20 protein-coding genes are annotated in these 19950 nt (G+C 71.8%); 13 read left to right on the top strand and 7 right to left on the bottom strand.

What is annotated here, in order from left to right; all coding sequences use genetic code 11:
* Nucleotides 1-56: 56 nt before the first annotated feature.
* The 3 genes from ACTVZO_RS11870 to ACTVZO_RS11860 are packed head-to-tail and all read right to left on the bottom strand — an operon-like array spanning nt 57 to nt 3000.
* Nucleotides 57-851: a DsbA family protein gene (locus tag ACTVZO_RS11870; protein ID WP_443298345.1), complete on the bottom strand. Its 795-nt coding sequence runs from the start codon at nt 849-851 to the stop codon at nt 57-59.
* A gap of 44 nt (nt 852-895) precedes the next feature.
* Nucleotides 896-1585 (bottom strand): hypothetical protein, encoded by a 690-nt coding sequence (locus ACTVZO_RS11865; protein ID WP_443298344.1) that lies wholly within the window; start codon nt 1583-1585, stop codon nt 896-898.
* 59 nt (nt 1586-1644) lie between these two features.
* A complete protein-coding gene (locus ACTVZO_RS11860; RefSeq protein ID WP_443298343.1) occupies nt 1645-3000 on the bottom strand; it encodes a DUF2252 domain-containing protein in 1356 nt (451 codons plus the stop codon).
* Between the two features lie 167 nt (nt 3001-3167).
* Between ACTVZO_RS11860 and dnaE the strand changes: the two genes are divergently transcribed.
* Nucleotides 3168-6710 carry a DNA polymerase III subunit alpha gene (gene dnaE / locus ACTVZO_RS11855; protein WP_443298342.1) on the top strand — a complete coding sequence of 1181 codons (3543 nt, stop codon included), beginning with the start codon at nt 3168-3170 and terminating at the stop codon, nt 6708-6710.
* A gap of 74 nt (nt 6711-6784) precedes the next feature.
* On the opposite strand, the gene ACTVZO_RS11850 is transcribed toward dnaE, so the two are convergent.
* Nucleotides 6785-6949 carry a hypothetical protein gene (locus tag ACTVZO_RS11850; protein ID WP_443298341.1) on the bottom strand — a complete coding sequence of 55 codons (165 nt, stop codon included), beginning with the start codon at nt 6947-6949 and terminating at the stop codon, nt 6785-6787.
* A gap of 223 nt (nt 6950-7172) precedes the next feature.
* Between ACTVZO_RS11850 and ACTVZO_RS11845 the strand changes: the two genes are divergently transcribed.
* From ACTVZO_RS11845 to ACTVZO_RS11830, 4 genes are all read left to right on the top strand, one after another.
* A complete protein-coding gene (locus ACTVZO_RS11845) occupies nt 7173-8483 on the top strand; it encodes an NYN domain-containing protein (protein WP_443298340.1) in 1311 nt (436 codons plus the stop codon).
* 28 nt (nt 8484-8511) lie between these two features.
* On the top strand, nt 8512-9549 hold the full coding sequence (locus ACTVZO_RS11840; RefSeq protein ID WP_443298339.1) for an ABC transporter ATP-binding protein: 1038 nt from the start codon (nt 8512-8514) through the stop codon (nt 9547-9549).
* A gap of 29 nt (nt 9550-9578) precedes the next feature.
* The gene (locus ACTVZO_RS11835) at nt 9579-10370 is read left to right on the top strand and encodes an ABC transporter permease (RefSeq protein ID WP_443303124.1); all 792 of its coding nucleotides are present in this window, start codon (nt 9579-9581) and stop codon (nt 10368-10370) included.
* Between the two features lie 85 nt (nt 10371-10455).
* Nucleotides 10456-11076: a hypothetical protein gene (locus tag ACTVZO_RS11830; protein WP_443298338.1), complete on the top strand. Its 621-nt coding sequence runs from the start codon at nt 10456-10458 to the stop codon at nt 11074-11076.
* A 28-nt stretch (nt 11077-11104) separates the two neighbouring features.
* Here ACTVZO_RS11830 and ybaK read toward each other — a convergent pair whose 3' ends face one another.
* The 3 genes from ybaK to ACTVZO_RS11815 are packed head-to-tail and all read right to left on the bottom strand — an operon-like array spanning nt 11105 to nt 13990.
* A complete protein-coding gene (ybaK, locus tag ACTVZO_RS11825) occupies nt 11105-11599 on the bottom strand; it encodes a Cys-tRNA(Pro) deacylase (RefSeq protein ID WP_443298337.1) in 495 nt (164 codons plus the stop codon).
* A 23-nt stretch (nt 11600-11622) separates the two neighbouring features.
* Nucleotides 11623-12360, bottom strand: a complete 738-nt coding sequence (locus tag ACTVZO_RS11820) for an LON peptidase substrate-binding domain-containing protein (protein ID WP_443298336.1) — start codon at nt 12358-12360, stop codon at nt 11623-11625.
* Between the two features lie 34 nt (nt 12361-12394).
* Nucleotides 12395-13990 (bottom strand): oxidoreductase, encoded by a 1596-nt coding sequence (locus ACTVZO_RS11815; protein WP_443298335.1) that lies wholly within the window; start codon nt 13988-13990, stop codon nt 12395-12397.
* Between the two features lie 138 nt (nt 13991-14128).
* On the opposite strand from ACTVZO_RS11815, the gene hisD reads away from it, so the two are divergent.
* The 8 genes from hisD to hisF are packed head-to-tail and all read left to right on the top strand — an operon-like array spanning nt 14129 to nt 19847.
* On the top strand, nt 14129-15451 hold the full coding sequence (hisD, locus tag ACTVZO_RS11810; RefSeq protein ID WP_443298334.1) for a histidinol dehydrogenase: 1323 nt from the start codon (nt 14129-14131) through the stop codon (nt 15449-15451).
* On the top strand, nt 15448-16566 hold the full coding sequence (locus tag ACTVZO_RS11805; protein WP_443298333.1) for a histidinol-phosphate transaminase: 1119 nt from the start codon (nt 15448-15450) through the stop codon (nt 16564-16566). Before hisD ends, ACTVZO_RS11805 begins: the two co-directional genes overlap by 4 nt.
* Nucleotides 16563-17156, top strand: coding sequence for an imidazoleglycerol-phosphate dehydratase HisB (hisB, locus tag ACTVZO_RS11800; RefSeq protein ID WP_384224146.1), 594 nt, complete (start codon nt 16563-16565; stop codon nt 17154-17156). Before ACTVZO_RS11805 ends, hisB begins: the two co-directional genes overlap by 4 nt.
* A gap of 1 nt (nt 17157) precedes the next feature.
* Nucleotides 17158-17325 (top strand): hypothetical protein, encoded by a 168-nt coding sequence (locus tag ACTVZO_RS11795; RefSeq protein WP_031148344.1) that lies wholly within the window; start codon nt 17158-17160, stop codon nt 17323-17325.
* Nucleotides 17322-17972, top strand: coding sequence for an imidazole glycerol phosphate synthase subunit HisH (gene hisH / locus ACTVZO_RS11790; protein ID WP_384224144.1), 651 nt, complete (start codon nt 17322-17324; stop codon nt 17970-17972). The genes ACTVZO_RS11795 and hisH overlap by 4 nt, the downstream gene beginning before the upstream one ends.
* On the top strand, nt 17972-18709 hold the full coding sequence (gene priA / locus ACTVZO_RS11785; RefSeq protein WP_443298332.1) for a bifunctional 1-(5-phosphoribosyl)-5-((5-phosphoribosylamino)methylideneamino)imidazole-4-carboxamide isomerase/phosphoribosylanthranilate isomerase PriA: 738 nt from the start codon (nt 17972-17974) through the stop codon (nt 18707-18709). The genes hisH and priA overlap by 1 nt, the downstream gene beginning before the upstream one ends.
* Complete coding sequence (locus ACTVZO_RS11780) at nt 18706-19095, top strand: RidA family protein (protein ID WP_443298331.1); 390 nt, start codon at nt 18706-18708, stop codon at nt 19093-19095. The genes priA and ACTVZO_RS11780 overlap by 4 nt, the downstream gene beginning before the upstream one ends.
* Nucleotides 19092-19847 carry an imidazole glycerol phosphate synthase subunit HisF gene (gene hisF / locus ACTVZO_RS11775; protein ID WP_443298330.1) on the top strand — a complete coding sequence of 252 codons (756 nt, stop codon included), beginning with the start codon at nt 19092-19094 and terminating at the stop codon, nt 19845-19847. The genes ACTVZO_RS11780 and hisF overlap by 4 nt, the downstream gene beginning before the upstream one ends.
* Nucleotides 19848-19950 lie beyond the last annotated feature (103 nt).

Genomic DNA, 19950 nt, shown 5'->3' with positions numbered 1-19950 from the left:
CGCCCGCCCGTTGAGGGGTGACTTGTCCGGAAATCGGCCTCTGGAGCGGCCGGGGCTCAGCCCTGCAGCGCCTTGTCGATCGCGGCCGTGAAGGCCTCCGCCGTCTGCGGGGTGTCGATCTTCTTGCCGTCCATCTTCAGGGTGGGCGTGCCCTTCACCCCGGAGTTGTCGAAGGCCTTGGACATCTCCAGCGCCCACCGGTCGAAGGTGCCGTCCTCGACGGCCTTCTTGAACTCGGCGTTGCCCTTGAGCGCCGGGACCGTGTCGGCGACCTTCAGCAGGTAGTCGTCCTTGGCGAAGCTGTCGACGGTCTCCTCGGGGTGCAGGTCCTTCGAGTAGAGCGCGTTCTTGAACTCGAGGAAGGCCTCCGGGCTGACGTTCAGCGCCGCGCCGAGCGCGCTCAGCGCGTTCTTCGAGCCCTCGCCCTTGGCCATGTTGTCGATGAAGGTGGCACCGAAGTACTGGATCTTGTACTTGCCGGCGTCGACGTCCTTCTTGACCTGCTCGCCCGCCGCCTGCTCGAACTGGGCGCAGGCCGGGCAGCGCGAGTCCTCGTAGAGCTCCAGGGTCTTCTTCGCCTCGGCCTTGCCGATGACGACCGTGGTGCCGTCCTCGCCCTCGGTGTTCTTCGGCTTGACCAGCTCGGCCTTGGCGGCCTTGTCCCAGTGGCCCGGCTGGTTGGCCTGCATGATCCCGTAGCCGACGGCGCCGGCCAGGGCCAGCGTGGCCACGACCGCGCCGGCCACGATCACCTGGCGGCGCGCCTTGTCCTTCTTCGCCTGCGCCGCGCGCTCGGCGCGCAGCCGCTCGCGGGCGGCAGCCTTGTTGGCCTGGCTGTTGCGTGAACTCATCGTGATCTCCGTGGGATGTGACGTGATGGGGTGCCGTACGTGCGTCAGGCGCTCGCGAGCGCGCCGGGCACGGGAGGTCCCCGTCGTCCCACGGAGTGTGCGGGGAAGCGTGTACGGGCCCCCGTGCCCGGAGACACCGGCCGCGGCATCCGCTCCGCGGGACCCGCGACGGCCGCCGCCGGAGCCCCCGCCAGCAGCAGCGGCCGGAACGCGAAGGCGGCCACCGCCCGCAGCAGCCGGCCCAGCGCCCGCTCGCCGTGGCGGAGCCATCCGGCGGCGAGCAGCCCGACCGAGACGTGTGCGCCGAGCAGCAGCCAGGGCGCCCAGGGCCCGGGCGAGGACAGCAGCGCCGCCGGATCGCCGGCGTGCCCGGCCACCTCGGCGAGCGGCCCGCCCACCGCGGGGCCGCCGCACAGCTCCTCCAGGCCCAGGGCGCGCAGCGGGCCCGAGACCGGGCCGCCCGCCGGGCCGTAGCAGACGTGCTGGCCGGCGGTGAAGACGGTGTCGGCGGCCAGCTCGAGCGGGACGAGCAGCCCGGCGATCGAGCCGAAGCCCCGCTCGCGCCCGGCCAGCGCGTAGGAGAGCGTGAACACGGCGGCGAAGGCCCCGCCCACCAGCGCGGGCGGCAGCGGCACCTGGGACATGAGGACGTGCGAGCCCGCGGAGAGCAGCACGACGAGCGCGCTGAACAGCGCGGCCCGCAGCCCCCTGAGTCTCACCCCTGATATGTCCATCGCCGCGAGTGTGCCACGTGTCGCTGTGCGGCCGTCCCGCAGGTCCCGTTCCCGCCGTCCTACCGGGGGCCGGTCCCGGCGGTGGCCGGGGGAGGGGCGAGCCGGCCGTTGCGGAACAGGTCCACGAAGATCTGGTGGTCGGCGCGCGCCCGGGCCCCGTAGGCGTGGGCGAAGTCCACCAGCAGCGCCGCGAAGCCCTCCTCGTCGGCCGCGATGGCCGCGTCGATGGCCCGCTCGGTCGAGAACGGGACCAGGGTCTGGCCGCTCTCGGCCGCGTCCGCCGCCCCGTGCATGGTCGCCGTGGCCCGTCCCAGGTCCGCGACGACGGCCGCGATCTCCTCCGGGTCGTCCAGGTCCGACCAGTCCAGGTCCACCGCGTACGGCGAGACCTCCGCCACCAGCTGCCCGGAGCCGTCCAGCTCCGTCCAGCCCAGCCACGGGTCGGCGTGGGCCTGCAGCGCGCGCTGGGAGATCACCGTGCGGTGCCCCTCGTGCCGGAAGTAGTCCCGCACGGACCGGTCGGTGATGTGCCGCGAGACCGCCGGAGTCTGCGCCTGCTTGAGGTAGATCACGACGTCGTTCTCCAGGGCGTCGCTGTGCCCCTCCAGCAGGATGTTGTACGAGGGCAGGCCGGCCGAGCCGATCCCGACGCCCCGGCGGCCCACCACGTCCTTGACGCGGTAGGAGTCGGGCCGCACCAGGGACTCGTCGGGCAGCGTCTCCAGGTACCCGTCGAACGCGGCCAGCACCTTGTAGCGGGTGGCGGCGTCCAGCTCGATGGTGCCGGGGCCCGGCGCGAAGCGGCGCTCGAAGTCGCGGATCTCCGTCATCGAGTCCAGCAGGGAGAAGCGGGTGCGGGAACGGGCCGCGCGCAGCGCGCCGAGCAGCGGGCCCTCGGCGGTGTCCAGGGTGAAGGAGGGCACCTCGTCATTCTTCGCCCCGGTGGCCAGGGCGTGGATCCGCTCCCGGTAGGCGGCCGCGTAGACCCGCACCAGCTCGCTGATCTGGCCGTCGCTGAGCGCCTTCGTGTAGCCGATCAGGGCCACGGAGGCGGCGAACCGCTTCAGGTCCCAGGTGAAGGGGCCGACGTAGGCCTCGTCGAAGTCGTTGACGTTGAAGATCAGCCGGCCGTTGGAGTCCATGTACGTGCCGAAGTTCTCCGCGTGCAGATCGCCGTGGATCCACACCCGGCCCGTCCGCTCGTCCAGGTACGGGCCGCCGTGCCGGTCCCGCTCCAGGTCCGCGTAGAAGAGGCAGGCCGTCCCCCGGTAGAAGGCGAAGGCCGACGCGGCCATCTTCCGGAACTTGACCTGGAAGGCAGCGGGGTCGGCGGCGAGCAGCTCACCGAAGGCGGTGTCGAACACGTCGAGTATCTGCTCGGCGCGCTGCTCGTCGGTCGTCTCGGGTACCGCCATGGCGGATGCCTCCTGGTGGTGCGGGGTGGATCTGGGGGATCGCGTTTTTGGACAGGTGTCCTTGGCTCTGCAACGCACGAAGGTACCCGGCAGTGCCCCGGATGTGTCAGTCCGGAGACGTAGGATTCGTAGCTGCCGCCACTCTCTCCCGCCGGAGGACCCCCACCGTGACCAAGCCGCCGTTCACGCACCTGCACGTCCACACCCAGTACTCGCTGCTGGACGGTGCCGCGCGGCTGAAGGACATGTTCAACGCGTGCAACGAGATGGGCATGACGCACATCGCGATGTCCGACCACGGCAACCTGCACGGCGCCTATGACTTCTTCCACACCGCCCAGAAGGCCGGGATCACCCCGATCATCGGCATCGAGGCGTACGTCGCCCCGGAGTCCCGGCGCAACAAGCGGCGCATCCAGTGGGGGCAGCCGCACCAGAAGCGCGACGACGTCTCCGGTTCCGGCGGATACACCCACAAGACGATCTGGGCGGCGAACGCCACCGGCCTGCACAACCTCTTCCGGCTGTCCTCCGACGCGTACGCCGAGGGCTGGCTCACGAAGTGGCCGCGCATGGACAAGGAGACCATCTCCAAGTGGTCGGAGGGCCTGATCGCCTCCACCGGCTGCCCCTCCGGCGAGCTGCAGACCCGGCTGCGCCTCGGCCAGTTCGACGAGGCGCTCAAGGCGGCCTCCGAGTACCAGGACATCTTCGGCAAGGACCGGTACTTCCTGGAGCTGATGGACCACGGCATCGAGATCGAGCGCCGGGTCCGCGACGGGCTGCTGGAGATCGGCAAGAAGCTCGGCATCCCGCCGCTGGTGACGAACGACTCGCACTACACCTACGCCAGCGAGGCCGGCGCCCACGACGCCCTGCTGTGCATCCAGACCGGCAAGAACCTCTCGGACCCGGACCGCTTCCGCTTCGACGGCACCGGCTACTACCTGAAGTCCACGGACGAGATGTACGCCATCGACTCCTCGGACGCCTGGCAGGAGGGCTGCGCCAACACCCGGCTGGTCGCGGACCAGATCGACACCGAGGGCATGTTCAAGTTCCGGAACCTGATGCCGAAGTTCGACATCCCGGAGGGCCACACCGAGGTCAGCTGGTTCCGCGAGGAGACCATGCGCGGCATGCACCGCCGTTACCCCGGCGGCATCCCGGACGACCGGATGAAGCAGGCCGAGTACGAGATGGACACGATCATCTCGATGGGCTTCCCCGGCTACTTCCTCGTCGTCGCCGACTTCATCATGTGGGCCAAGAACCAGGGCATCGCCGTCGGCCCCGGCCGAGGCTCCGCGGCCGGCTCGATCGTCGCGTACGCCATGGGCATCACCGACCTCGACCCGCTCACCCACGGCCTGATCTTCGAGCGCTTCCTCAACCCCGAGCGCGTCTCCATGCCCGATGTCGACATCGACTTCGACGAGCGCAGGCGCGTCGAGGTGATCCGGTACGTGACGGAGAAGTACGGCCAGGACAAGGTCGCCATGATCGGCACCTACGGCACCATCAAGGCCAAGAACGCGATCAAGGACTCCGCGCGCGTCCTGGGCTACCCGTACGCCATGGGCGACCGCCTCACCAAGGCCATGCCCGCCGACGTCCTCGGCAAGGGCATCCCGCTCTCCGGCATCCTCGACCCCGCGCACCCGCGCTACGGCGAGGCCGGCGAGATCCGCGGGATGTACGAGAACGAGCCGGACGTGAAGAAGGTCATCGACACCGCCCGCGGCGTCGAGGGCCTGGTCCGCCAGATGGGCGTGCACGCCGCCGGCGTGATCATGTCCAGCGAGACGATCACGGATCACGTGCCCGTCTGGGTCCGGCACACGGACCAGGTCACCATCACCCAGTGGGACTACCCGAGCTGCGAGTCGCTCGGCCTGCTGAAGATGGACTTCCTGGGCCTGCGCAACCTCACGATCATGGACGACGCCGTCAAGATGGTGAAGGCCAACAAGGGGATCGACATCGATCTCCTGGCCCTCCCGCTCGACGACCCCAAGACCTTCGAACTGCTCGGCCGCGGTGACACCCTCGGCGTCTTCCAGTTCGACGGCGGGCCCATGCGCTCCCTGCTGCGCCTGATGAAGCCCGACAACTTCGAGGACATCTCCGCCGTCTCGGCCCTGTACCGGCCGGGCCCGATGGGCATGAACTCGCACACGAACTACGCCCTGCGCAAGAACAAGCAGCAGGAGATCACCCCGATCCACCCGGATCTGGAGAAGCCCCTCGAAGAGGTGCTCGCGGTCACCTACGGGCTGATCGTCTACCAGGAGCAGGTGCAGAAGGCCGCCCAGATCATCGCCGGGTACTCCCTCGGCGAGGCCGACATCCTGCGCCGCGTGATGGGCAAGAAGAAGCCCGAGGAACTGGCGAAGAACTTCACCATCTTCCAGGAGGGCGCCCGCAAGAACGGGTACACCGACCAGGCCATCCAGGCCCTGTGGGACGTCCTGGTCCCCTTCGCCGGCTACGCCTTCAACAAGGCGCACTCGGCCGCGTACGGCCTGGTCTCGTACTGGACGGCGTACCTCAAGGCGAACTTCCCCGCCGAGTACATGGCGGGGCTGCTCACCTCGGTCAAGGACGACAAGGACAAGTCCGCGATCTACCTGAACGAGTGCCGGCGCATGGGCATCAAGGTGCTCCCGCCGAACGTGAACGAGTCCGAGCCGAACTTCGCCGCCCAGGGCGACGACGTGATCCTCTTCGGCCTCACCGCGGTGCGCAACGTCGGCCAGAACGTCGTCGAGTCGATCATCAAGACCAGGAAGGCCAAGGGGAAGTACTCCACCTTCCCCGACTTCCTGGACAAGGTCGAGGCGGTCGTCTGCAACAAGCGGACCGTCGAGTCGCTGATCAAGGCGGGCGCCTTCGACGAGATGGGCCACACCCGCAAGGGCCTGGTCGCCCACCACGAGCCGATGATCGACAACGTGGTCGCGGTCAAGCGCAAGGAGGCCGAGGGACAGTTCGACCTCTTCGGTGGAATGGGCGACGAGGGCGCGAGCGACGAGCCCGGCTTCGGTCTCGACGTCGAGTTCTCCGACGTCGAGTGGGAGAAGTCCTACCTGCTCGCCCAAGAGCGCGAGATGCTCGGCCTCTACGTCTCCGACCACCCGCTCTTCGGTCTGGAGCACGTGCTCTCCGACAAGACCGACGCCGGCATCTCCCAGCTGACCGGCGGCGAGCACTCCGACGGGGCCGTGGTCACCATCGGCGGCATCATCTCGGGCCTCCAGCGCAAGATGACCAAGCAGGGCAACGCCTGGGCCATCGCCACCGTCGAGGACCTGGCCGGCTCCATCGAGTGCATGTTCTTCCCCGCGACCTACCAGCTCGTCTCCACCCAGCTGGTCGAGGACACCGTCGTCTTCGTCAAGGGCCGCCTCGACAAGCGCGAGGACGTGCCCCGCCTGGTCGCCATGGAGATGATGGTCCCCGACCTCACCTCGGCCGGCACCAACGCACCGGTGGTCCTCACCATCCCCACCGTCAAGGTCACCCCGCCGATGGTGACCCGGCTGGGCGAGATCCTGCGCCACCACAAGGGCAACACCGAGGTGCGGATCAAGCTCCAGGGGCCGCGCACCACCACCGTGCTGCGCCTGGACAAGCACCGGGTCCAGCCCGACCCCGCCCTCTTCGGCGACCTCAAGGTGCTGCTCGGCCCGTCCTGCCTGGCCGGATAACGCCGCCCGGCCCCACGTGAAGGGCCTGCCCGGCATCGCCGGGCAGGCCCTTCACGTCATCCGAAGCGGCCGCGTCAGTTGTGGCCGAACTTCTTCGACTTGCTCTTGTGCGCCAGATCCATCGGACTCGGCGCCTGCGAGGTGGACTCGGGCGAGGATTCCGTCGAGCTCCTCGACGGGTCCTGCGAGGACGAGCGCACCTGCTGCTTGGGCTGCTTCTGCTGCTTGTTCTTGGCCATGGTGGAGCCTCCGTGATGGGGTCTAGGGGCCAGGACCGCCTTCACACTCACACAGCGTCCGAAACCGCGCATTTTGGATCATTACCGCGCGTAGTCGTGACCCCGCCCCCACCCCCTTGTGAGATCCGCCACGCCGATGATCGAGTTCCGGCCGTCAACACCCTTGCGGTCGGGCAGACTCGGGGCACCCGACGAAAAGCACAGAGGACCCCCAGGGAAGAGGGTGGAACGCGTGGACCGCTGCGTCGTCCTGGTGGACGCCGGCTATCTGCTGGGCGCCGCCGCGAGCCTTCTCGCAGGGGAGCCCTCCCGCTCCCGCATCACCGTCGACCACGCCGCCCTCATCCAGGGCCTGCGCGAGCGCGCCGAGGCCGACACCGAACAGCCCCTGCTGCGCATCTACTGGTTCGACGGCGCACCCGACCGGGTGCCCCAGCCCGAGCATCGGCGGCTGCGCGTCATGCCCCGCGTCACCGTCCGCCTGGGCGCCCTGACCCGCAGCGACGGCCGCTGGGCGCAGAAGGGCGTCGACGCCGCCATGCACGCCGAGCTCACCGAGCTGGCCCGCAACCGGGCCTGCTCCGACGTCGTGCTGGTGACCGGCGACGGAGATCTGCTGCCCGGCCTGATGTCCGCCAAGGAGCACGGGGTCGCCGTCCACCTGTGGGCCGTCCAGGCCGCCGACGGGGACTACAACCAGTCCGAGGACCTCGTCGCCGAAGCCGATGAACGCCGCGTCCTGGACCGGGCCTGGATCACCCGGGCCGTCCGCGCCAAGGACCTCACCGGCCTGTGCTCCCCGCCGCCCGCGCCCCGCCCCGACATCGCCGCCATCCTCTCCGCCCCGCTGCCCGAGGCCGCGCTCGCCGAGGCAGCCCGCAACGGCTCCGCCGCCACCGGCGACGAGGACGGCGACGGCCTCCCGGTCCCCGCGCCCGCCTCCGGCGGCGGCAGGGCCGTCCCCACGCCCAAGGACCTCGCCGGCTCGCTGCGCGCCCCCGGGCAGCAGGCCCCGCCGCCGAACGGGCAGCACGGCGGGCACGCCCCGGCCGGCAGCGCCCTGCGCTGGTCCTCCGACAAGGGCTGGATCGACCGCGCCGGACCGCTCGGCGAACCCGCCGAGACCGCCTCCCTGCCCACCCTCGCCCAGCTCACCAGCGCCGAGCAGCGCTGGGCCGACCGGGAGGAGGACATCACCACCGTCGGCGGCGACCCCTTCGAGGTGGGACAGGTGTTCGCCCGGCGCTGGATGGAGCGCCTCCCGGAGACCGTGCACCTGCAGAAGCTGGCCACCATGTACCCGCGCATCCCGCACCGGATCGACGGGGAGCTGCTGCGCTACGCCGCCCGGTTCGGCCTGCTCGCGCACAAGGACGACCAGATCGACGAGCACGACCGCTACGCCATCCGGGCCGGGTTCTGGCGGGAGATCGACGTCCGGGCCGCCGCCGAACACGTGGCCGCCGTACCCGCCGCGGCCCCGGGAACCACGCCCCTGAACGCGACCGCCCCGGCGACCCCGGGGGCCGAGTAGGGGCGGGGGCCGCGTAGGCTGCTCCCTCGTGAGCACGGGCACAGCACAAGAGCAGAACGGCACAGCGGCGGCCGCGGAAGCCGGCCCCGACGTCGTCTGCGCGGTGCGTGACCTGGTCAAGACCTATCCCGCCGTACGCGGCCGGCGCGGGGCCCCGGCCCTGCCCGAGACCCGTGCCAGCGACGGCGTCCGCCTCGAGGTCCGGCGCGGCGAGATCTTCGGCCTGCTCGGCCCCAACGGCGCCGGCAAGTCCACCCTCGTCCGCCAGCTCACCGGCCTGATGCGCCCCGACTCCGGCAGCGTGACCCTGCTCGGCCACGACCTCGTACGCCACCCCGAACGGGCCTCGCGGCTGCTCGCCTACCTGGGCCAGGAGTCGACCGCGCTGGACGAGCTCACCGTGTCGCTGGCCGCCGAGACCACCGGGCGGCTGCGCGGGCTCGACGTACGGGCGGCCAGGGCCGCACGGGACGACGTACTGGAGGAGCTCGGGCTGACCGGGATCGCCGGGCGTCCCCTGAAGAAGCTCTCCGGCGGCCAGCGGCGCCTCGCCTGCTTCGCCGCCGCGCTGGTGGGCGAGCGGCCGGTGCTCGTCCTCGACGAACCCACCACCGGCATGGACCCCGTCGCCCGGCGCGCCGTGTGGTCGGCCGTGGACCGGCGGCGCGAACGGCACGGAGCCACCGTCGTACTCGTCACCCACAACGTCATCGAGGCCGAGACCGTCCTCGACCGGGTCGCCGTCATCGACCAGGGCAAGGTCATCGCCTGCGACACCCCGGCCGGCCTGAAGGCCATGGTCTCGGGCGAGGTCCGCCTGGAACTGGTGTGGCGCGAGACCGCCCCGCTGGACGTGCCGGAGGTCGCGGCGCTGCGCGCGCTCGCCGCCGAGTCCGGGCGGCGCTGGGTGCTGCGGCTGCCGGCCGACGAGGCACGGGCCGCGGTGGCCGCCGTCACCGGGGGGCCGGCCTTCGCCGCCCTCGACGACTTCACACTGGCCACGCCGAGCCTGGAGGACGTCTACCTGGCACTCGGCGGGAAGACGAAGGGGCTGGTGAAGTCGTGAGCGACCGTACGGCGAGCACTGTCGCGCCGATCGCCGCGCCGCCGGCCGGGCTCCGGCAGCCCGCCGCCGCGCCGCTGGCCCCGAGGGCGGGGCTCTTCCCGGCGCTGGCCGCCGTGTACCGGGCGCAGCTGTCCCGGGCGCGGGTGGCGCGGATCCCGCTGCTGTTCGTGGCCACCTTCCAGTCCGTCGGGATCATGATCCTGATGCGGGGGGTGGTGGACGGGGGCTCCGAGGCCCGGGCCGTCGTGGCCGGCTCCTCCGTCCTCGTCGTCGCCTTCGTCGCGCTGAACCTGCTCGCGCAGTACTTCGGGCAGCTGAGGGCGAGCGGCGGGCTCGACCACTACGCCACGCTGCCGGTGCCGCCCGCCTCGGTGGTGCTGGGCGCGGCCGCCGCGTACGCCTCCTTCACCCTGCCGGGCACGCTGGTCACCGCCGTGTTCGGGTGCGTGCTGTTCGGGCTGCCGATGAGCGGGCTGTGGATCCTGGCCGCGGTCGTGCCGCTGGCCGGGGCGGCGCTGGCCGGGCTCGGCGCGGCGCTGGGGCTGCTGGCTCCCCGGCAGGAGCTGGCCACGCTGGCCGGACAGCTCGGCATGTCGGCCGCGCTGCTGCTGGGGGTGCTGCCGCCCGAGCGGATGCCGGACGTGATCGTGTGGGCGCGGGACCTGCTGCCGTCCACGTACGGCGTGGAGGCCTTCGCGCAGACCTTCGCCCCGGATCCGGACTGGGCCGTCGTCGCCGTCGACCTCGGCGTGTGCGGGGCGGTGGGCGTGCTGTCGCTGGCCGTCGCCACGTGGGCGTACCGGCGGGCGTCGGTGCGCTGACGCCGGAGCCGGAGCCGGAGCCGGAGCGGGTGCGGGTGCCGGTGCCGGGCGGTGCGTTCCGTTCGGGACCTGGCACGATGTGGGGGTGACCGAAGCCGTGACCCCGCCGTCTCCTTACGACCCGCCGTCGCTCCCGCCCGAGAAGCCGGCCGCCGCCGCGGCCGTCACCCCCGGGGACATCCGGGACGGGGCCGCCGTCGCCCTCGCCGTCGGGGTGGCGGGACTGCTCCTAGGACTGCTCTGGGTGTGGCTGGCGCCGCGCGTGCAGTACGTCTCCAACGGGGAGGCGGTGTTCCTGCGCAACACCGAGAGCGAGGCGCGGATCGGCTCCGACGGCACGTTCTTCCTGCTGTCGGCCGGGCTGGGCGTGCTGAGCGCGGTCGGCACCTTCCTGTGGCGCCGGGCCGGCGGTGTGCCGCTGGTGGTCGGGCTCGCCGTCGGATCGCTCTTCGCCGCGCTGGTGGGGTGGCGGTTCGGGCTGTGGCTGGGGCCGTCGACGGATCTGGCCGCCGCTGCCGCCGAGGCGGGCAAGGGGGTGCCGTTCGACGCGCCGCTCCAGTTGCTGGCGCACGGGGCGCTGCTGGTGTGGCCGATGGCCGCGGTCCTGGTCCACCTGGCCCTCACGGCCCTGTGGTCCCCCCGGGACCCCGACCCGGGCCCCCCGCCGGGCTGGACGGGCTACTACCACCCCCAGCCGCCCGCCTGACCCGGAGGCCACGGCGGGCCACGGGAGGCTACGGGCGGGCGATCGGGGCAACCGTCGCGCCCGTCAGGGCGGCCAGGTCCGCGGGGGAGAGTTCGATCTCCAGGCCCCGGCGGCCGGCCGAGCAGCAGATGGTCGCGTGCGCCGAAGCGGAGGCGTCGAGCACCGTCGGCAGGGGCCGCCGCTGCCCCAGCGGCGAGATGCCGCCCCGTACGTAGCCCGTGGTGCGCTCCGCCGCCGCGGGATCGGCCATCGCCGCCCGCTTGCCGCCCACCGCGGCCGCCAGCGCCTTCAGGTCCAGCGATCCCGACACCGGGACCACCGCCACCGTCAGGACCCCGTCCACGTCCGCGACCAGGGTCTTGAAGACCTGCGCAGGCGACACTCCGAGCGCCTGCGCGGCCTCCTCCCCGTACGAGGGATGCGCCGGGTCGTGCTCGTAGGCGTGCGTCGTGAAGGCGACGCCCGCCGCCGTGAGGGCCGCGATCGCCGGGGTTCCGGCCGCCTGCTTGGATTTCTTCGCCATCGGTCCCGTCAGTTCGGTTCGGGTCAGTTCGGGCTCGTCGGAGCCCGGGTCAGGTCCACCGCGGGCAGCGAGGGCAGGTGGCGGATCACGGCCGTCTCGGCCCGCAGCAGCTTCAGCTCCTCCGCCAGCCGGGTCGCCGTGTCCGGGGCCTGGAGCAGCCGCTGCTTGGCCGGGATGTCCAGCACCGCCGCCGCTGCCACCAGGTACGAGACCACCGACGGGTCGTCGGGGAGCTCCGCACCCGTCAGGGACCGCTCACGGGCCCCGGCCAGCCGCTTCTGGTAGTTGCGGAACGCCCGCAGCACGCCCTCGGCCAGGGCGCCCGCGCCGTCGCCCGCGTCCTCCGGGAGCTCTTCCAGCTCCGCCGTGAGGAACGGGCCCGAGGAGTCGACCGAGAGCAGCCGCACCCGCGACGTGCCGGTCGCGAGGACCTCGAAGCTGCCGTCCTCCCGCTCGCGGATGGTCGCCGCGTCCGCGACGCAGCCCACCCGGTGGAAGGCCTGCACCGGGTCCGCGCCGAAGCCGGCGGCCGGGCCCCGCTCGGGCAGGGACGTCTGGTCGGGCAGGCCGGGCGCGGTCGTCGCGACCTCGCGGCCGTCGCGGATGGCGACGACCGCGAAACGGCGCGGCTCGTCCTCGCTCGTCTTCAGCAGCTCGCGCATCATGGCGCGATAGCGCTCCTCGAAGATGTTCAGCGGGAGGACGAGTCCCGGGAACAGCACCGAGTTCAGCGGGAAGAGGGGCAGGCGAACGGTGGTCACGAGGCACAGGGTAGTGGCCGCCGGGCCGGCGCCGTCACCCTCGCCTCAGCACGCGGGACGCCCCCGCCGCCACCGTCGTGGCCAGGATCCATCCCAGGAGGATCAGCGCCGCCGCTCCCCACTGCCATCCGCCGGCCACCTTCCACTGCGCCTGCTGGCCGAGGTCGATCACCGGGAGGATCAGGTCCAGGGCGTACAGGGCGGCATCCCACTCGGGATGCTCGTTCTCCTTGATCGGGGGCGGCCGGTGCTGCGAGAACAGCAGCGCGCCCGCCGCCCACAGGACCGCCATCCACAGCGCGGCCCGGCCCGGCCGGTAGCCGTAGACCACCGTCCAGTCCTGGAGGTGGCCCCAGGCCTTGGCCGCGAGGGGAAGCGTCCCCCGGCGGCGGCGCTGCTTGGCCAGCAGCACCTCGCGGGCGTCCGCGTCCTCCCCGCTGGCGCGCAGTACGGCCGCCAGGCGCTCGTACGGCTCCGGGGAGTACTCCGGGGTCGCCGCCTCCACCCACTCGAGCCGGCGGGACAGCGGGAAGTGGCCCCGCGGGGCGAGGTTCTCGTAGACGAACCCCTCGATCGACACGCCGCCCGGGCCCGGCCAGCTGGTGGACGTGTCGACGAGCTTGACCACCTTCGCCCCCGACACCACGACCCGCCCGCGCTCGGGCCGCTCGCCCACGAAGCGGAACTCGGGCGTCTGGATCCTGCGCAGGGATATCTCCTGCTCCTCCGTGAGCACGAAGCGGGCCCCGTAGAAGTCGATGGCGTCGCCGAAGCGGCCGTCGTCCAGCCGCATCCCGCCCCGGCACTCGAAGCGCTGCGCCCGCTGCCCCCGCGTCGGCGTCAGCCCCAGCCCGTACGGGGGAGTGGACGAGTTCGACCCGGGCACGTAGTCCAGCGCGATCGAGGTCAGGTACAGGGTCCGCTCGACGGTCAGCTGCGGGGCATTCAGCGCGTACTTCCCGTACGGATTGCGCAGCCGGGCCCCGCGCATGTTCATCGACACGCCGACCGTCGCCCCGCGCAGGCTCACCTCCCCGTACGTCTCCAGCAGCTCGCCCTGGAAGTCCTGCGCCACCGACATCCCGTCCGCCGTGATCGCCCGGCCCCTGGTGTCCCGCTGCACCACCGTCTGGCTGATCAGCAGGTCGGTGCCGATCTGCGCGTCGGTCAGCCGGATGCCGCGGGCCACCCGGCAGCGGGGCATGTGCAGATCGCCCTCGGTGTGCAGGCGGGCCGCCTCCAGCCGGGGGATCGCGCAGTTGATCAGGCGCAGGGTGCCGAAACGGGTCTCGGACAGCTGGATCTCGCTGTCGAAGCGGCAGGACTGCAGCTCCACGTACGGGCCGACCGTGCCCCCGGACAGGTCGAGCCGCCCCGTGATCCGTACCCCGCGCAGCTTGAGCGAGGCCACCCGGCCCGGGACCGGGGACGGCCCGTGCAACAGCAGCAGGGCCACCACCTGGGCGCGGACACTGCGCTCGGGGCCCCACACGTGCTCGGCGTGCGGATCGTCCCGGTCGGCGGAGCGGGCGTTCAGATCGCAGACGCTGCCCGTGCGGTACGCCTCCCACATGCGGTGCTCGGCTGCGGTGAGATCCGCCGGTTCCTCACCGGCGCGTGCCTCGGTCATGGCGGCCCCCCTCCGCTGTCACCCGTACGCGTCAAAGCGTCTGTGATCAAGGCTATCGGGGGCCTGTGACAACCGGGTCGTGTATCAGCCAGTGATACGGGCGAACGGTGCCGCTGGGCGGTCTGAGAGAATTGGGGAGTGATCTCTCGTATCGACCTGCGCGGTGACGCCCTCCCCGAGGGTGGCGCCCTGCGCGATCTGCTGCCCCGTGCCGAGTTCGACGTGGAAGCCGCCCTGGAGAAGGTGCGGCCCATCTGCGAGGACGTCCATCATCGTGGCACGGCGGCGCTGATCGAGTACGCGCAGAAGTTCGACGGGGTCGAGCTCTCGCAGGTCCGGGTGCCCGCGGAGGCCATCGAGGCCGCCCTGGAGCAGCTGGACCCGGCCGTCCGCGCCGCCCTCGAGGAGTCGATCCGGCGCGCCCGGATCGTGCACCGGAACCAGCGCCGCACCGAGCACACCACCCAGGTGGTGCCCGGCGGCACCGTGACCGAGAAGTGGGTTCCGGTGGAGCGCGTGGGGCTGTACGCCCCGGGCGGCCGTTCGGTGTACCCGTCCTCCGTCGTCATGAACGTCGTACCGGCCCAGGAGGCGGGCGTCGAGTCGATCGCGCTCGCGTCCCCGCCGCAGAAGGAGTTCGGGGGCCTGCCGCACCCCACCATCCTCGCCGCCTGCGCCCTGCTGGGCGTCGACGAGGTCTACGCGGCCGGCGGGGCCCAGGCCGTCGCGATGTTCGCGTACGGAACCGAGGAGTGCGCCCCCGCGAACATGGTGACCGGCCCCGGCAACATCTGGGTCGCCGCCGCCAAACGCTACTTCACCGGGAAGATCGGCATCGACACCGAGGCCGGACCGACCGAGATCGCGGTCCTCGCGGACTCCACGGCCGACCCGGTGCACGTGGCCGCCGACCTGATCAGCCAGGCCGAGCACGACCCGCTGGCCGCCGCCGTCCTCGTCACGGACTCCGCGGAGCTCGCGGAGGCCGTCGAGCGCGAGCTGGAGCCGCAGGTCGCCGCCTCGAAGCACGTCCACGACCGGATCAAGCCGGCGCTCGCGGGCAAGCAGTCCGCGATCGTGCTGGTCGACAGCCTGGAGGACGGCCTCAAGGTCGTCGACGCGTACGGCGCCGAGCACCTGGAGATCCAGACCGCCGACGCGGCCGCCCGGGCCGCCCGCGTGCGCAACGCCGGCGCGATCTTCGTCGGCCCGTGGGCCCCCGTCTCGCTCGGCGACTACTGCGCCGGGTCGAACCACGTGCTGCCCACCGGCGGCTGCGCCTGCCACTCCTCGGGCCTGTCCGTGCAGTCCTTCCTGCGCGGCATCCACATCGTCGACTACACGCGGGACGCCCTGGCCGAGGTCACCCACCACGTGGTGACGCTGGCCGAGGCCGAGGACCTGCCCGCGCACGGCGCCGCCCTCAAGGCGCGCTTCGGATGGAAGGTGCCCACCGTATGACCGCCGCCGGCATCGGCATCGACGACCTGCCCATCCGGGACGAGCTGCGCGGCAAGACCCCGTACGGCGCCCCCCAGCTCGACGTGCCCGTCCAGCTGAACACCAACGAGAACCCCTACGAGCTCCCCGCGGAGCTCGTCGCGCGGATCGCCGAGCGGGTGGCCGAGGCCGCCCGCACCCTCAACCGCTACCCCGACCGGGACGCGGTCGAGCTGCGCACCGAGCTGGCCGCCTACCTCACCCGTACGGCCGGGCACCCGGTCACGCGGGAGAACGTCTGGGCCGCCAACGGCTCCAACGAGGTCATCCAGCAGCTGCTGCAGACCTTCGGCGGTCCGGGGCGCACGGCGATCGGCTTCGAGCCCTCGTACTCGATGCACGCGCTGATCTCGCGCGGCACCGGCACCGGCTGGATCTCCGGCCCGCGCCGCGAGGACTTCCGCATCGACGTGGCGGCGGCCGAGCAGGCCATCGCCGAGAACGCCCCCGACGTCGTCTTCATCGCCTCGCCCAACAACCCCACGGGCACCGCGGTCGAGGCCGCGACGGTCCTGGCCCTCTACGAGGCCGCCCAGGCCGCCAAGCCCTCGCTGGTGATCGTGGACGAGGCGTACGTGGAGTTCAGCCACCGCGACTCGCTGCTGCCCCTCATCGAGGGACGGCCGAATCTGGTGGTCTCGCGGACGATGTCCAAGGCCTTCGGCGCCGCCGGCCTGCGCCTGGGCTACCTGGCCGCCCACCCCGCCGTGGTCGACGCCGTCCAGCTGGTGCGCCTGCCGTACCACCTGTCGGCCGTCACCCAGGCGACCGCGCTGGCCGCCCTGGAGCACACCGACACCCTGCTCGGCTACGTCGAGCAGCTCAAGGCCGAGCGCGACCGCCTGGTCGTCGAGCTGCGGGCCATCGGCTACGAGGTGACCGAGTCCGACGCGAACTTCGTCCAGTTCGGCAGGTTCGAGGACTCGCACGCCGCCTGGCAGAAGATCCTCGACCAGGGTGTCCTGGTCAGGGACAACGGGGTACCGGGCCGGCTGCGGGTCACCGCCGGCACCCCGGAAGAGAACGACGCGTTCCTGGAAGCGGTTCGCGCACTGAAGAAGGAGCAGCACGCATGAGCCGCATCGGACGGGTCGAACGGACCACGAAGGAGACCTCCGTCGTCGTCGAGATAAACCTCGACGGCACCGGCAAGGTCGACGTCTCGACGGGCGTGGGCTTCTTCGACCACATGCTCGACCAGCTCGGCCGCCACGGCCTCTTCGACCTCACCGTCAAGACCGACGGCGACCTGCACATCGACACCCACCACACCATCGAGGACACCGCCCTCGCGCTCGGCGCCGCCTTCAAGCAGGCCCTCGGCGACAAGGTGGGCATCTACCGCTTCGGCAACTGCACCGTGCCGCTCGACGAGTCCCTCGCCCAGGTGACCGTCGACCTGTCCGGCCGCCCCTACCTCGTGCACACCGAGCCCGAGAACATGGCGCCGATGATCGGCGCCTACGACACGACGATGACCCGGCACATCTTCGAGTCCTTCGTCGCGCAGGCCCAGATCGCCCTGCACATCCACGTCCCGTACGGCCGCAACGCCCACCACATCGTGGAGTGCCAGTTCAAGGCCCTCGCGCGCGCCCTGCGCTACGCCGCCGAGTTCGACCCGCGCGCGGCCGGCATCCTTCCCTCCACGAAGGGCGCCCTCTAGCGTGAACGGGCTCAACACGATCCTGATCGTCCTCGGCCTGTTCCTGGCCGGCGGCGTCTACTCCTTCCAGAAGCAGCAGATGCCCAAGTCGGTCGTCATCCTGCTCGCCATCGGCTCCGCGATGTGCCTCGCCGCCGGAGTCCTGCGAATCCAAGGAATCTGGGAATGAGCGCAGCACGCCCCACCAAGAAGGTCGTGGTCTTCGACTACGGCTTCGGCAACGTCCGCTCCGCCGAGCGGGCCCTGGCCCGCGTCGGCGCGGACGTCGAGATCACCCGCGACTACGACAAGGCCATGGACGCCGACGGGCTGCTCGTCCCCGGTGTCGGCGCCTTCTCCGCGTGCATGCAGGGCCTCAAGGACGCCCGCGGCGACTGGATCATCGGCCGCCGGCTGTCCGGCGGCCGCCCGGTCATGGGCATCTGCGTCGGCATGCAGATCCTCTTCGAGCGCGGCATCGAGCACGGCGTGGAGACCGAGGGCCTTGACGAGTGGCCCGGCACCGTCGGCCCGCTGAAGGCCCCGATCGTCCCCCACATGGGCTGGAACACCGTCGAGGCCCCGGCCGACAGCCAGGCCTTCGCCGGCCTGGACGCCGACGCCCGGTTCTACTTCGTGCACTCCTACGCGGTGCGCGAGTGGAGCCTGGAGGTCACCAACCCGGCCATCCGCGCCCCCCGCGTCACCTGGGCCACGCACGGCGAGCCGTTCGTCGCGGCGGTGGAGAACAGGGCCCTGTGGGCGACCCAGTTCCACCCCGAGAAGTCCGGCGACGCCGGAGCCCAGCTCCTCACCAACTGGATCGAGACCCTGTGATGACCGAGCCCGCAGCGAAGCTGGAACTCCTCCCCGCGGTCGACGTCCGCGACGGCCAGGCCGTCCGCCTCGTGCACGGGGTGTCCGGCAGCGAGACCTCCTACGGCTCCCCGCTCGAGGCGGCCCTGGCCTGGCAGCGCTCCGGCGCCGAATGGCTGCACCTCGTCGACCTCGACGCCGCCTTCGGCACCGGTGACAACCGCGCCCTGGTCGCCGAGATCACCCGCGCCATGGACATCAAGGTCGAGCTGTCCGGCGGCATCCGCGACGACGCCTCGCTCGCCGCGGCCCTCGCCACCGGCTGCACCCGCGTCAACCTCGGCACGGCGGCCCTGGAGACCCCCGAGTGGGCCGCGAAGGCCATCGCCGACCACGGCGACAGGATCGCGATCGGCCTCGACGTCCGCGGCACCACCCTCAAGGGGCGCGGCTGGACCAGCGAGGGCGGCGACCTGTACGAGACCCTGGCCCGCCTCGACTCCGAGGGCTGCGCCCGGTACGTCGTCACCGACATCGGCAAGGACGGCACGCTGACCGGCCCCAACCTGGAGCTGCTGAAGAACGTCTGCGCCGCCACCGACCGGCCCGTCGTGGCCTCCGGCGGCATCTCCTCCCTGGACGACCTGCGGGCCCTGTCCGAGCTGGTCCCGCTGGGCGTCGAGGGCGCGATCGTCGGCAAGGCCCTGTACGCCAAGGCCTTCACCCTGGAAGAAGCCCTGAAGGTGGTCAACGCATGAGCAGCCCTTCCGAAGTGCGCCGCATCTCCTCCGGCGGCCCCTACGAGGACGTCATCGGCTACTCGCGCGCCATCCAGCTCCCCAACGGCCTCGTCCTCGTCTCCGGCTGCACCGCGGCCGACGGCGGAGGCCCGTACGACCAGGCGAAGACCGCCTTCGGCGTGGCCTTCAAGGCGCTCGCCGAGGCCGGTCTCGGCCCCGAGCACGTGGTGCGCACCCGGATGTACCTCACGCACGCCCGGGACGTGGACGAGGTGGGCCGCGCCCACAAGGAGCTGTTCGACGCGGTCCGCCCGGCGGCATCCATGATCATCGTCTCCGGCTTCGTCGACCCCGGCATGGTCGTCGAGGTGGAGGTCGAGGCGTACAAGGGAGGCGCGGCATGACCCTCTCCGTACGGGTGATCCCCTGCCTGGACGTGGACAACGGCCGGGTCGTCAAGGGCGTCAACTTCCAGAACCTGCGCGACGCCGGCGACCCGGTGGAGATGGCCAAGCTGTACGACGCCGAGGGCGCCGACGAGCTGACCTTCCTCGACATCACCGCGTCCTCCGGCAACCGCGAGACCACGTACGACGTGGTGCGGCGGACCGCCGAGCAGGTCTTCATCCCGCTCACCGTCGGCGGCGGGGTCCGCACGGCGGACGACGTCGACAAGCTGCTGCGCGCCGGAGCGGACAAGGTGGGCGTGAACACCGCCGCCATCGCCCGCCCCGAGCTCATCCAGGAGATCGCGGAACGCTTCGGCCGGCAGGTGCTGGTCCTGTCGGTGGACGCCCGCCGCACCCCCTCGGGCTCCTTCGAGGTCACCACCCACGGCGGCCGTCAGGGCACCGGGATGGACGCCGTCGAATGGGCCCACCGGGCGGCCGAACTGGGCGCCGGGGAGATCCTGTTGAACTCCATGGACGCCGACGGCACCAAGGATGGCTACGACACCGAGATGATCACGGCCGTACGCCGGCACGTGACGGTCCCGGTGATCGCCTCGGGCGGCGCGGGCAAGCTGGAGCACTTCCCGCCGGCCATCGCGGCGGGCGCCGACGCGGTCCTCGCCGCCTCGGTCTTCCACTTCGGCGACCTGCGGATCTCCGAGGTCAAGGCCACCCTCCGCGAGGCGGGCCACCCGGTGCGCTGAGACCGGCCGGTTCCGCCGCGGGGCTTTCTCAAGATGACGGGAGTCTTTTCTCGAGAAAGCCCTGCGGCGAACTGGAGTTGACCCCTACCCTGGCTCACATCGG

It is taken from the genome of Streptomyces sp. IBSNAI002, from assembly GCF_052244475.1.
Lineage (GTDB): Bacteria > Actinomycetota > Actinomycetes > Streptomycetales > Streptomycetaceae > Streptomyces.
Note: the sequence above shows the minus strand (reverse complement) of the source record. Positions and strands in the feature narration are given on the sequence as shown.

Coding starts and splice junctions, on each gene's coding strand:
- ybaK (WP_443298337.1), bottom strand. CDS start 11,599: ATGGCGAAGAAATCCAAGCAGGCGGCCGGAACCCCGGCGATCGCGGCC.
- ACTVZO_RS11865 (WP_443298344.1), bottom strand. CDS start 1,585: ATGGACATATCAGGGGTGAGACTCAGGGGGCTGCGGGCCGCGCTGTTC.
- ACTVZO_RS11805 (WP_443298333.1), top strand. CDS start 15,448: ATGACCGCCGCCGGCATCGGCATCGACGACCTGCCCATCCGGGACGAG.
- priA (WP_443298332.1), top strand. CDS start 17,972: ATGACCGAGCCCGCAGCGAAGCTGGAACTCCTCCCCGCGGTCGACGTC.
- hisB (WP_384224146.1), top strand. CDS start 16,563: ATGAGCCGCATCGGACGGGTCGAACGGACCACGAAGGAGACCTCCGTC.
- ACTVZO_RS11870 (WP_443298345.1), bottom strand. CDS start 851: ATGAGTTCACGCAACAGCCAGGCCAACAAGGCTGCCGCCCGCGAGCGG.
- ACTVZO_RS11850 (WP_443298341.1), bottom strand. CDS start 6,949: ATGGCCAAGAACAAGCAGCAGAAGCAGCCCAAGCAGCAGGTGCGCTCG.
- hisF (WP_443298330.1), top strand. CDS start 19,092: ATGACCCTCTCCGTACGGGTGATCCCCTGCCTGGACGTGGACAACGGC.
- ACTVZO_RS11860 (WP_443298343.1), bottom strand. CDS start 3,000: ATGGCGGTACCCGAGACGACCGACGAGCAGCGCGCCGAGCAGATACTC.
- ACTVZO_RS11780 (WP_443298331.1), top strand. CDS start 18,706: ATGAGCAGCCCTTCCGAAGTGCGCCGCATCTCCTCCGGCGGCCCCTAC.
- hisH (WP_384224144.1), top strand. CDS start 17,322: ATGAGCGCAGCACGCCCCACCAAGAAGGTCGTGGTCTTCGACTACGGC.
- ACTVZO_RS11815 (WP_443298335.1), bottom strand. CDS start 13,990: ATGACCGAGGCACGCGCCGGTGAGGAACCGGCGGATCTCACCGCAGCC.